A 12,417-nucleotide genomic window follows, 5' to 3' on the forward strand; every position below is an offset into this window, starting at 1 on the left:
GGACGCAGGTCAGCGGGGTCACCCTGCCGCAGAGCACCTTCCAGGTGCAGGCCAAGGGCACCTTCTCCGGTACCGAGGCCCAGAACTTCCACGTGTCCGCCAAGAACTTCGGCGGCGCGCCCCGGCAGATCGCCAGCGGGCCGTCGAGCGAGGTCTCGAAGGTGCTGGTCGCCGCGTAGCGGCCGCGCGAGAGGGGCTCGAGGTTGCGCCCGAGCGCTTACCGCCTGCGCGCTGCCCTCTTGCGCTGGCTGGGCGCCTCCGCAACCTGCCAGGGCCAGTACCAGGCTCAGGGCCAGCAGTGCCAGCCCGCTTCGACTCGCTCTTCTCATGGATGACTCCAGCGCGTGGGATGGGGGCATTCCGCCAGGGCCTCTCCGGCCACGTTCGTGGTGGCCCACCGGCGGAAGGTGCGCTTTACCCGGAAGGCCTCAGCGGACGGTCCGCCAAAGCGAGGACCGGCCGCACCACGGTCAAGTCCCGAATCCTGTGTAGTTGGTTCGGAGGGGGTTCAGGGGAGGGAGGCTCCTCGGCGGCATCATGCAGCGGCGGCGTCAGGGGTTGAATTCAGCAGGGACATGTCGAGGTAGCGGCGGTCATCTCAAACGCCGGTGACTTCAAGTGCGACGGCGATGATGAGGCGCAGCGCGCTGGCCCGGTCCGGAAAGGCGCCGACGCCGCGGATGCGGCGCTTTACCTCGCCGTGGAGCCGCTCGAGGCCATTGGTGCTGCGTAGGCGCTTCCAATGGGCCTCGGGGAAGGCGAAGAAGCAGGATGCGGCGTCGCTCCACCTCGGACAGCCGGTTGGTCGGCCCGGGTCATCAAGAACGAGGAGGATGACGGCTGGGCCGTGGAGATCCGCAAGCAGGGAATCGCCGAGCCCGTCCTCATCAGCCCATGGGTGATGGGCCGCGACAAGAAGAACCCCAAGCCTTTCGATTCGCCCGCGTTCGCGACCTTCGTGAAGACGGCCTCGGAGGTCCTCGACCGCTCCGCGCGACAGCGCGACCAGGCCATGACCCGGAAGCTCTCCATCGCCTGGGAGGGCCGCTGGTACGAGGTCCGGCTCGAGTTGGTGGCCGATGAGTATGAGCCCCACGCCCTCCTCTCGGCCATCGACGACGCAGGCGCCACTGTCGCGAAGTATCGCGTGCCGATGAACTTCAAGTTCAACAGAGACGCCGCCAACGCGTGGGTGCAACGCGGCTTCTCCGAGCCCTGACCTGGCTGTCCTCCGTTCGTCTATGATTCGCGAGGCCTCCCAGCCGCACTGAATCCCCGACGAACCTTCGAGTGAGGGCAGCACGCATGTTCAAGGACAGCGCCGCTTCAGGACTCGGGTCCGAGTACCGCCCGCTCGAATCTCCCCAACTCGAGAATCCCCACCCGTTCCTCGCGCGTGCGCGGCGAGAGGCGCCGGTGTTCTTCAGCCCGGCGCTGGGGGCGTGGGTGGTGACCCGCCATGCGGACATCAGCGCCGTGGTCGCCGATACCGAGCGCTTCTCGTCCGCCGAATCCATCACCGTGGGTGCCGCGACGACGCCTCCGGAGGTGGTCGCCGCGCTGATGGACGGCTACCCCCTGGTCCCCAGCCTCGTCGACAATGACCCGCCAGCGCATTCGCGCTTCCGGAGCCTCGTCAGCAAGGCCTTCACCGGGCGGCGCCTCGCGGAGAAAGAGCCCTTCATCCGCGCCCTCGTGGACGAGCTCATCGACTCCTTCCGGCAGGAGGGGAAGGCGGACCTGTTCCTCAGGTTCGCCCATCCGCTGTCGGCCCGCATCATCGCGGAGATTCTCGGAATCCCTCGCTCGGACATCCACAGGTTCCGGCGCTGGTCCGACGAGCTGACCACGGTCCTCGCGGCGCATGGACCCATCGAGCACCAGGTCGCATGCGCGAGAGGCGTCGTCGACTTCCAGCGCTACCTCGCCGAGGCGCTCGAGGAACGAAAGACAGCGCCCCGGGAGGACTTGCTGAGCGACATCGTCACCGGCTCGCGGGGGATGACGCCGCCCATGAGCATGGCGGAGCTCGTGAGCATGCTGATGCAGGTCCACTTCGCGGGGCACGAGACGACCGCGGGCCTCATCGTGGGCGCGGTGGAGCTCCTGCTCGAGCATCCAGAGCAACTGCGAGCCCTTCGGGACGACCCGAGCCTCATCGCGGGCGCGGTCGAGGAGGCGGTGCGGATGACCTCCCCCGTGCATGCCATGTTCCGGACCGCGCTGGAGGCGGTGGAGCTCGGGGGCGTTCCCATTCCCAAGGGAGCCCACATCCGAATCGTCTACGCGTCGGCCAACCGCGACGAGGCCCGGTTCCACGAGCCGGAGCGCTTCGACGTCCGGCGACCCGACGTCAAGAAGCACCTCGCCTTCGGGCAGGGGCTGCATTTCTGCATTGGCGCGCCGCTCGCACGGCTCGAGGCGCGCCTGGCGCTGGGGGCCCTGCTCCGGAGTCTCCCGGGGCTCCGGCTCGTGCCAGGGCAGACGCCGGGCTTCTTGAGGAGCGTCACCGTCAGGAGGCACGAGAGCCTTGAGGTCGCCTGGGATGTCCACGCGCCCCAGGCTCGCTGACGACAGTGGTGAAGCGGCACGGCGCCTGGGACCGATAGACGCCCGGCGTCAGCCGAAGACCCCGTGGTTGTAGTTGGAGATGTGTCGAGCGCGACAGGCCGTCGCACTCGGAGAGCTCCGCCTCGCGGGCATCGCGCGTCGGCCCCGCGTTCACTCGAGCGAGCTGGTCAGCGCCATCATCGCCTCCAAGCGCACCTGCTCTCCCTGACTGGAATCCGGCGGCCCCTTCACGCGCATGGCGCTCCTCCACGTCTGGATTCAAGCGCAGGCACGACAGTCAAGGCATCTTCCCAGGTCCGCAAGGCCTGTAAAAATGCGGCAAATTCAGCTCTTTCCGGAAGACCACCCCTTGACATATGACAGGCATCGGCCCCGATGACCGACGACACCCTCAGCGCCGAACACGCCCCCTCGTTTGAAAGTGGAACCGGCGCGGCGACGCTCTTCCTTGCCTATACGCGCAACGCGTTCATCGAGGATGAGCGTCATGGGCTAGGCAGCGGCGCGACGCTCCTGGGGCGTGGCGCCCCCCTCTTCCCCCGGGTCGCCCTGGACGACGCCCGGCTCTCCCGGGGCCATGCGCGCATCGAACACGCCGGGGGGACCTGGTTCGTGGAGGATTTGGGAAGCCACAATGGCACCCATCTCAATGGACGACCGCTCACGGGACGCGCTCCCCTCGCGTGGGGGGATGTCCTGCGAATGGGGGACACGCTGTTTGTCTTCGCCGAGGCCTCCGAGGCCCCCAATGACGAACACCCGGTTGACGGACTGGTGGGCAGGAGCGCCGCGCTGACGCGGCTCCACCGCGACCTCGAGCGGGCGGCGCGGCAGGTGCAATCCGTGCTCATCCTGGGGGAGACCGGGACGGGCAAGGAAGTCGCCGCGCGCGCGCTCCATGAACGAAGCGGCCGAGAGGGGCCCTTCATCGCGCTCAACTGCGGAGGCGTCGCGGAGAGCGTGCTGGACAGCGAGCTGTTCGGGCATGTGCGCGGCGCATTCACTGGCGCGGCATCCGCCCGGGACGGTCTTCTGCGCGAAGCCCATGGGGGCACGCTGTTCCTGGACGAGTTGGGTGAGATGCCGCCCATGCTCCAGGTCAAACTGCTCCGCGTGCTGGAGACGCGGCGGGTCCGCGCCCTGGGAGGAACGCAGGAGGTCCCCATCGACGTGCGGGTGCTCGCGGCCACGCACCGGGACCTCGTCTCCCAGGTGAATGAGGCCGCCTTCCGCGCGGACCTCTACGCGAGGCTCGTGCAATGGCGCCTCCTGATGCCCCCCCTGCGCGAGCGCCGCGAGGACATCGCGCCCATCGCGCGCCACCTGCTCGGACGCATGAAGGCCGAATCCCGGCCCATCGACGTGAGCCTCGCCGAGGCGCTGCTCCTGCACGACTGGCCGCTCAACGTGCGAGGCCTGCTCAACGTGCTCTCCATCGCGGTCATCGCTTCAGATGGCGGGCTGTTGAAGTGGGGGGTGCAGGTGGAGCATGAGCTGGAGGCGGAGCGGCGGATGCGGACAGCCCGGGCCTCCACGCAGCCGTCCGTGGCGGAGGTCTCCTCCCAGCCTCCTGCTCCGCGTGCGGCGCGCGCCGTCGACTCCACCCCCCAGGAGTTGGAGACCCACCTGCGCGCGCACCAGGGGAAGGTCGCCGAAGTGGCCCGGCACCTCGGGTGCTCGCGGCAGCAGGTGTATCGGTGGATCGAGGACTTCGGACTCGAACTGGACCATTACCGCGCGCCCCCGCCGCGCCTCAGCTGAGACTTCCCAGAGGGTCCCATGCGTTCTCTCCTCCCCCTGACGATGATGGCCTGGATGGCGACGCTGAGCGCCAGGGACTGCGCTCCGCCCATGGCCTTCGAGCCGCGGGCCCAGGAGTCCCGCGAGGCCCCGCTCCTCCAGCCCGAGCACGTCAATCCTCAGGCACCCAGCCTTACCGGGTGGACTGGCGTCGATGGCGGCAGTGTCTTCTTCCCGAGACAGTTCGACGGAGGCGCCAGCGTCTGGGTGGGAAGCGATGGCAGGGCCTATCAAATCCGCGAGAGCCCCCCCGCGGACCCGTGCCTGCCCGCGCTCCTGAAAGACGCGGGCGCCCAGCTCAAGCTCTATACCGTCACCGATGTCGTCCTGAACCGCAACGTCTGCGCAGGCCAGGGCTACGTCACGCGGAACCCCCAGGAATGCTCGCCGCCCACGAGCCACTTCTATGAGGGGAAGGCGGTCGTCATTCCCGGCTGCTGGATGCCGGATGGAGGCTTCAACGACGGAGGCGGCGACACGCCCTGCTTCACGGCGAGCTGCACGACGGGCGCGGTCGGCGTCTGCGCGCACTGGGGCTACCTCCCCAACCAGGCGTGGGATGGCGGGCCCCCGCTCGCGCGGCTGTTCCAGGCGTGTGTGCGGGCCGCGCGCGCCGACTACAACGGCGACGGAGAGCCCTTCACGTGCCAGGGCACCTACGTCGACTTCGTCGATGGTTATGGCATCCAGACCCAGGACACCTTCTCCGGAGGGCTTCCGCCGTTGCTCTTCGAGGCCGCCTGGAATGAGCACGGCGCCCTGCCCTTCGGCGTGACGCCGCACGGAGAGCGCTGCGTGCGGCCGCGTTACGCCCCCACCCTCCTCCCGAAAATCCGAGGGGCGCCAGGAGCCCCGGTGAGGGCCAGCTACGACTGCCGCCAACCCGGTGACGCGGGGACCCCCTTGAAGGATTACTTCGACGGGGGCGTGCCCTTCCTGCTGCTGACCCAGACCTGGAAGAACGAGTACTGCGTCACGGACGCTGGAGCGGGTGGCGGGCTCCGCACCCAGTGCCCCGTGTGCACTGGGGAGCCCCTGGGGCCAAGGACCTGTCATGGGGGGAGCTGCGTGTCCCCTCCGTTGCCTTGAGCGCCCCCACGCCAGAGGGTTGGGAGCCGCCCCCGGCCTTCGACGAATACCGCCTCATCCGCCTGCTGGGCCAAGGAGGGATGGGCCGCGTCTACCTGGCCGAGGACACGGCGCTCCAGCGGCGAGTCGCCATCAAGTTCATCGGCGCGGCGCGCTCCGGCCCGGGACAGCGGGACCGGCTCTTCGCCGAGGCCCGGGCGCTCGCCCGCCTCCGCCACCCGAACGTGGTGACGGTGTACCGGGTCTCGGAAGTGGGCGCCCAGCCCTATCTGGTGCAGGAGTTCCTCCCCGGCGTCTCCCTGCGGGACCTGGACACGCCGCTCCCGCCGGAACGGGTCCTGGCCATCGCGCTGGGCCTGGGACGGGGACTGGCCGCCGCGCACCGCGCACAGGTGCTCCACCGCGACATCAAGCCGGACAACGTCATGGTGCTCCCGGAGGGCGAGGTGAAGCTCGTCGACTTCGGGCTCGCGCTCTCCTGGGCGGCGGAGCAGGCGGACACCGCGGCCAGGGCCACCGCCCCCATCGCCGGCACCCGTGGGTACATGGCGCCGGAGGCGCTGCGTGGCGAACCGCCCAGCCCCCGGGGAGATGTCTATGGGTTGGGAATGGTGCTTCACGAGCTGCTGGAGGGCCATCGCCCCTTCGACACACCCACCGCGAGCGGCGCGGTGGACGAACCGAGGACGCCAGAAGCGCGGCCTCCCCGTCTGGAATCCTCCGGAAGCGGGCTCGGCGTCCGCCTGCGCGCCGTCATCCTCCGGTGTCTCGAATACGCTCCGGCGCGGCGCTTCGCCTCCGCCGACGCGCTGTGCGCGGCGCTCGAGCGCCTGAACGAGGACAGCGATGCGGCGCCGGTTCCTCCCGGCAATCCCTATCGCGGGCTGCGGGCCTTCGACGCGGAGCACCGGGCCGTCTTCTTCGGACGTGGCGCGGAGGTCCGCGCCATCCATGAGCGGCTTCGCGCCCAGGCGCTGGTGCTCGTCGCGGGGGACTCGGGCGTGGGCAAGTCCTCGTTGTGCCGGGCGGGCGTGTCGCCGCTCGTCATGCGCGCGGGGCTCGACGACGGCTGTGCGTACACCGTGCTGTCGCTCATGCCCGGGCGCCGGCCCTTCACGGCGTTGGTCGCCGCGGTGGCGGGACGGCTCGGGCTGTCCGAGGAGACACTGGCGGCCCAGGTGCGGCAAGAGCCCGCGGCGATGGCCCGGACGCTGCGCGCCGCCGGGCCCACGCGAGGCACCCTGCTGTTCATCGATCAGCTCGAGGAGCTGTTCACCCAGAGCGAGCTGGACGAAGCAGCCGCCTTCACGCAGGTGCTCGGGCACCTGGCCATCCTGGCCCCAGGTGTGCGCACGCTGGCCACGGTGCGAGGCGACTTCTTCACCCGGCTGGCGGCGCTGCCAGGGCTGGAGGACGAAGTGGCGCGCGCCCTCTTCCTCATCAAGCCGCTGGGCCCGGAAGGGACGCGCGAGGCCGTGCTCGGTCCGGCGCGCGTGACAGGCGTCGCGTTCGAGACAGAGGCCCTGGTGGACACGCTCGTGGCGTCCTCCGCCCACGCTCCGGGAGGACTGCCGCTCCTCCAGTTCACCCTCGCCGAGCTGTGGGATGCCCGCGACCGGGCGAACCAGCGCATCCGAGAGGCGTCGCTGGAGGCGCTCGGGGGCGTGGCCGGGGCCCTGGGTCGTCACGCGGACGGAGCGCTGGCGGCGCTGGCCCCCGAGGCGCGCCGGGCGGCTCGCGACCTGCTTTTGCGCCTCATCAGCCCGGAAGGCGCCCGGGTCCGACGGACCACCGGGGAGCTGGGTGCCGAGACCTCCGCGAATCGCATCGCGCTGGAGGCCCTGGTCCGGGCGCGGCTCGTCGTGGTGAGGCAGGACGGTGAGGCACACGTCCACGAGGTGGCGCACGAGGCGCTGCTCGAGGGTTGGTCCACCCTGCGCGGATGGCTCGAAGCGGCCCGGCAGGAGCGGCAGGTGCTCGAACGGGTGAGGCTCGCCGCGGCGGGATGGGAGCGCGCGGACCGCGCCACCTCGGCGCTGTGGAGCCGACGTGAACTCGACGCGGTGACCGCGGCGGGCGAGCTCGCGCTGACGCGGCAAGAAGTGGCTTTCCTCAAGGCCTCGCGGAGGGCGCTCCGGCGCACCTTCGCGCGGCGCCTGGGGCTGGTGCTGGCCCTGCCCCTCACCGCGGTGGTGGCGGGGGGCGCGGCTTGGATGAAGGGCCGCCACGCGCTGGAGCGCACCGTGCAGGAGCACCTGGATGAAGCCCGGGTGTCTCTCACCGAAGCCCGCGCCCACCATGCCGAAGCGAAGGCAGCGCGCGCGGACACCTTCCAACGCCTGGACGCGCGCGGGGAGCGCGCCCTCACCGGCGCGCTGGCCAAGGCAGACGCAGGGGAACCCGAGGAGGCCTGGACCCAGGCACGAACGAGCGATGGCCACGCGGACGAGGCCTACCAGCGCGCCACGCAGGCACTCGACACCGCCCTGCTGCTGGACGGCTCGCGGAGGGAGGCCCGCGGACTCCTCGCGGAGGTCCTGACCGGACGCATGGAGTTGGCGGAGTGGTTCTTCCGCCCCGGACAGCGGCGCGAAGCCCTGCGCAGGCTGGCGAGCATTGATGACGACGGTGACGGGCGACGCAGGCTCCTCGCTCCGCCGGTCCTGGAGCTCGCCACGGAGCCCCCGGGAGTGGAGGTGCTGCTTCAGCGTGACACAGGCATGCCCGGAGCACCCAGACTGTCCGAAGGCATCTCCCTGGGCCCGACGCCCATCGCGTCGCATGCACTCGATACGGGCCCGGGGTCCTATGTCCTCACCTTCCAGGCACCGGGCCTGACGCGCGCCGTCCTGCCGGTGGTGTTGTCATCGGGAGAGCGCCTCCAGGCGCGCATCCCCCTGCCGCGGTCGGCCGACATCCCGGAGGGCTTCGTCTACATCCCGCCGGGCCGTTTCCTCTTTGGCAGCAGCGACGACGAAGCCCTGCGACGCGAATTCCTCCAGGCGCCCCCGCTCCGGCCGGTGATGACCGAGGGTTACCTCATCGCCCGCCATGAGGTGACGTTCGCCGAGTGGCTCGCGTTCCTCGATGCATTGCCACCGGACGAGCAGCGGCGACGGACGCCCGGCGTGAGGTCCACGGCCGGCGCCCTGGCGCTCACTCGGGAGAAGACGGGCTGGCGGCTCATGCTCCAGCCCACGCAGCATCCCCTCTCCGCGCGCAGCGGCGAGCCCATCCACTACCCAGGCCGCACGCACAGGGCCGTGCAGGACTGGTTGCGGTTTCCCGTCTCGGCCATCTCGCTGGAGGACGCGCGGGCGTACCTCGCGTGGCTGGACCGCTCCGGGCGCGTTCCGGGAGCCCGGCTGTGTTCCGAATACGAATGGGAGCGCGCGGCACGTGGCGCGGACGCCCGCCTGTTTCCCATGGGCGACCTGCTCGCGCCGGACGACGCGAACTTCGATGAGACCTATGGCCGCCAACCGCTGGGCTTCGGTCCCGACGAGGTGGGTGCCCACCCTGCTTCCGCCAGCCCCTTCGGGGTGATGAACCTGGCCGGCAACGCCATCGAATGGGTGCAGTCGGTCCGCGCGCCCGGAGAGGCAGTGGCCCGCGGAGGGTCCTGGTACTACGACCGCATCTCCAACCGCTCCAACACGCGAATGCCCAACGAGCCCTGGCTGAGGGACATCCGCGTTGGCCTCCGCGTCTGCGCGCCCGACACGGGTTCGCGTCACGCCCCGTGATGTGACTGGCGCCGTTCGCGTCCGGACATGTCCGGACATGTCCAGGACAGGCGCCCGCACACGAGCGCGCCACCACCGCCCCTGCGGACACCCCCTCCGTGCGGGCTGGCACAACGCATGCTCAAGGGAAGGTCCGAGCCCACGCAGGGCTCCTCGACCCCCAGAGAGGTTTCACTCATGCAGCAGAGCAAGCTCTTCGGCCTCCTCTTCGTCCTTCCGATGCTGATGCTCAGCACCTCCGCCCACGCCTTCAACATCAATGGGACGTACAAGTCCGAGAACGGTGAGTTCGTCCTGACCATCACCCACTCCAGCGATTACGACGGCTCCTTCAGCGGGACCTACGACACCCACTTCACGCCAGTCGGACCGTTGAGCATCCCCGTCTCTGGGACCTTCCATTTCGTCAAAAACCCCGACGGGAGCCTGGTGCCGCTCGCCCTCCATTTCTCCGCGGCGACGCGGCCTGGTGACTGGTCCTATGTGCTGGCGGACTCCTGGTCGGGCATTCTCACGCAGCCCGGCGTCATCTCCGCGACGGGCGTGAGGTCCTACCTGTCCGCGGGAGGCACGGGCGTACTGTCGAGCCTCGGAACCCATACGTTGCAGTAACGCTTCAAGTCTGCCCACCACAGCCCCATGGGATTGAAGCCATGCGCTGTGGGTGCGCAGCTGGGGTCCTCACGATTTTGGCGCGTGGCGCAGACGCGCCAAGACCGCCTCAAAATGTCTCGGGAATGTGAGCCAGCTCCAGTCGGTGTTGTCCAGGAGCGGAGTCCGTTCCCGACGGCGGCGGGCGGAGACCTCTTCGCGCCAGGCGTCCCGTCCGCCCGGGAGCGGCCAGGCGCGGATTCCCTCCCTCAAGGTCGCGCGAAGAAGAAGATGCAGTGCGAGTACCAGAAGGCCCTCAGAAACACCCGCCACCGGCGGATCAGAACCATGGACGGGAGGTCACCCACGGTGTGGTTTGCGGACATTCAATCGGCCCCCGATTGAAGGGCTCTCCCGCCCCTTCTTTGAAACCGCTGGATTTTGCCCCACGACGATTCAGAGAACACGCTCTACGCTCTGCGGCTCAGAACGCGATTGCCCATCCATTTGGCCGCGGATTGGGCTTTCTGGGGCTCTCTCTCGTCCAATTTGGGGAGAGAGGAACCGAGAGCGGTTAACACAATTCCCTGAGAGTCCAATTTCTCCGCTCTAAGGTTTCCAGGAGCGCTGCTCTCTCCGCTCTCCGGTTTCGTCCCTTACCTGCTTTGCAGGCTTCCGAAGGGGAGTCGCGATGCGGGCAAGTCCCCTACGGAGGGCCGGCCTGCGCGCTCCTGCCCTGCGTCCCCGGCGGACCCAACTCCCGCAGCACCTTTACCTCGCGCCGCAGCCTCGCCAGTTCCTGCTTCTCGTTCGTCGTCAGCCCGTCCTGAAGTGTGCCCTCGTCCACCTCGCCCTGACGCACCCAATTGCGCACCGTCGTGTCGGTGACCTGGAACTCCTCGGCCAGTCTTCTGGTCGTTCTCCCTGCCTTGGCCAGTTCGACAATCCTGGCCCGGAACTCCGGAGGGTATGGAGGCTTCGGTTTCGGCATCGTTGCGTCCTTCCCCCACAGTTGAACGGACTCAACGAAACTGACGCAAACCCAGTGGCGGCTGTATCGCAATGGCCCAGCGTCGCTGTGATTTCCGGCCCCTAGCGGCGGACATATGACATTTCCCGTGCCTGGGACACAACGCGAGCCCCTACAGCTCCACGCGGCTGCCGTCCTCCAACACGCGCCACGCGGCGTCGCCCTCCAGCAGCAGTCCCTCCGAGTGTCGTGGTGGAATGCTTTCGCGGTGGTCCAACGGGTGTTTGACGTCGATGGCGAACACCTTCTTGTCGAACAACGTCGTGACGCGCCAGTTCAGCGTATGCCCGACGACGACCGCCTTCGCATCGAACCGGGCCAGGGTTTGCTCCACCTGCTCCTGCGTCAGGTCGTCCTTGAAATAGCCGCGATACCATGACGGCCCTGTCTTGGTGTCTAGCAGCAGTTCCTCCTCGCCAGCTCCGCGGCGGGGGTACCACCTCTGGCGATAGTGCTCGCGCACGATTCGGTTGAGGTCGTCGAGGGAATGGTCGCGCTCGGCGAGCGCAGGATGCAACCCGCCATGCACGAACAGGACGCCGTTGATCACCTCCATGGTGTTCTTGCTCATCAGCCAGCGCCCCAGGAAGGAATCGTCTCCGAAGAGCTCCGACTGCTGCCTTCCGAGGATTGTGGCGACATTGAAGTACTTCTTATGCGACGAATGAAGGTCGCCTTGCAGGCTTTTGATTTCGTGATTGCCCAGGATGTAGTGCACGCGTCCGCCCGCCTGTCGGGCGCTGTGCTCCAGCTTGTAGATCAACCACAGCACCTGCGTGACCGAGGGGCCGCGGTCGACGAAGTCACCGAGCAGCACCAGATGTCCTTCCCCGAACGTCCAGTTGAGCTGGGCATCCATCACCCGCGCGTGGACCAGGAAGTCGCGCAGCGCCTTGTAGTTGCCCTCGATGTCGGAGAGGGCCAACACCAGTCCGCTATCTTGATAGCGGGATGGCGGGGTGGCGAACTCCGGGGTGGCCTGGACGCTGAACCGGCTCGGGTCCAACGGGAAGGACACCTCGAGTTGGAACGTGTCCGTCAGCGCGTGGCGTTTCTCTTCGACCCAGAATCCCTCCTCACGCGTACCCCGCAGGGTCTGTGATACCCATTCGTCTCCCTGCTGGAACACATGCGGCCCTTCGTCGCCCGCCTTGAAGGCTTCCGTGGTTTCTCCATAGTAGATGTCGACCCCCTCGTGGAGTCCGATGCCGGCGGCGACCACCACCAGAATCGAGAGCACGGAGAGGAAATGCCAGACGAAGGTCCAGACGATTCTCACGGCAGATGCTCCTTCTCTTGAGGCAAAAGAAGGCCCGCAGCCGCGCGGGCCGCAACACAATGCTTCCTATGAATGGGGGGCTCGGGTTTGCTCAGGCCAGTCCACGTCGCAAGACGCGCAGCACCCGACGGGTCAACTCCGCGCACCATGCCGAAGCCAGTAGGGCAAGTGGTATCAACCCCAACCTGAGCCATCCCCTCATATGAAGCCGAGCGTTTCTTGGAAAACCCGATGGCCGTGAAGGAGTTCGGCGAAGCGCTCGACGAGAGGACGTAGGCGCTCCTCCTTCATCATGGGAATGGCTTGGTAAT

Annotated in this window: 7 protein-coding genes and 2 pseudogenes; 6 read left to right on the top strand and 3 right to left on the bottom strand. The window is 68.5% G+C overall.

Going from position 1 to position 12,417, the window contains the following annotated elements; all coding sequences use genetic code 11:
• Positions 1-598 precede the first annotated feature (598 nt).
• A pseudogene (locus G4D87_RS22605) lies at positions 599-781 on the bottom strand (transposase); the annotation flags it as partial.
• Positions 782-847: 66 nt separating this feature from the next.
• Here G4D87_RS22605 and G4D87_RS22610 point away from each other — a divergent pair.
• From G4D87_RS22610 to G4D87_RS22635, 6 genes are all read left to right on the top strand, one after another.
• Positions 848-1,219, top strand: coding sequence for a hypothetical protein (locus G4D87_RS22610; protein WP_240358505.1), 372 nt, complete (start codon positions 848-850; stop codon positions 1,217-1,219).
• Positions 1,220-1,305: 86 nt separating this feature from the next.
• Positions 1,306-2,571, top strand: coding sequence for a cytochrome P450 (locus G4D87_RS22615; RefSeq protein ID WP_163784260.1), 1,266 nt, complete (start codon positions 1,306-1,308; stop codon positions 2,569-2,571).
• Between the two features lie 375 nt (positions 2,572-2,946).
• Positions 2,947-4,332, top strand: a complete 1,386-nt coding sequence (locus G4D87_RS22620) for an FHA and sigma-54 interaction domain-containing protein (RefSeq protein WP_163784261.1) — start codon at positions 2,947-2,949, stop codon at positions 4,330-4,332.
• 18 nt (positions 4,333-4,350) lie between these two features.
• Positions 4,351-5,460 (top strand): ADYC domain-containing protein, encoded by a 1,110-nt coding sequence (locus G4D87_RS22625; RefSeq protein ID WP_240358504.1) that lies wholly within the window; start codon positions 4,351-4,353, stop codon positions 5,458-5,460.
• Complete coding sequence (locus G4D87_RS22630) at positions 5,457-9,206, top strand: bifunctional serine/threonine-protein kinase/formylglycine-generating enzyme family protein (RefSeq protein WP_163784269.1); 3,750 nt, start codon at positions 5,457-5,459, stop codon at positions 9,204-9,206. The genes G4D87_RS22625 and G4D87_RS22630 overlap by 4 nt, the downstream gene beginning before the upstream one ends.
• A gap of 177 nt (positions 9,207-9,383) precedes the next feature.
• Positions 9,384-9,818, top strand: coding sequence for a hypothetical protein (locus G4D87_RS22635; protein WP_163784271.1), 435 nt, complete (start codon positions 9,384-9,386; stop codon positions 9,816-9,818).
• A gap of 739 nt (positions 9,819-10,557) precedes the next feature.
• On the opposite strand, the pseudogene G4D87_RS22640 reads toward G4D87_RS22635, so the two are convergent.
• Positions 10,558-10,788: pseudogene (locus tag G4D87_RS22640) on the bottom strand (transposase); the annotation flags it as partial.
• Positions 10,789-10,939: 151 nt separating this feature from the next.
• A complete protein-coding gene (locus tag G4D87_RS22645; protein ID WP_163784276.1) occupies positions 10,940-12,106 on the bottom strand; it encodes a metallophosphoesterase in 1,167 nt (388 codons plus the stop codon).
• Between the last annotated feature and the right edge of the window lie 311 nt (positions 12,107-12,417).

Origin of the sequence: Myxococcus vastator, assembly GCF_010894475.1 — a bacterium.
Classification (GTDB): domain Bacteria; phylum Myxococcota; class Myxococcia; order Myxococcales; family Myxococcaceae; genus Myxococcus; species Myxococcus vastator.

Excerpts from the sequence above, each read along its gene's own strand:
- G4D87_RS22615 (WP_163784260.1), top strand. The coding sequence starts at position 1,306 with ATGTTCAAGGACAGCGCCGCTTCAGGACTCGGGTCCGAGTACCGCCCG.
- G4D87_RS22620 (WP_163784261.1), top strand. The coding sequence starts at position 2,947 with ATGACCGACGACACCCTCAGCGCCGAACACGCCCCCTCGTTTGAAAGT.
- G4D87_RS22625 (WP_240358504.1), top strand. The coding sequence starts at position 4,351 with ATGCGTTCTCTCCTCCCCCTGACGATGATGGCCTGGATGGCGACGCTG.
- G4D87_RS22635 (WP_163784271.1), top strand. The coding sequence starts at position 9,384 with ATGCAGCAGAGCAAGCTCTTCGGCCTCCTCTTCGTCCTTCCGATGCTG.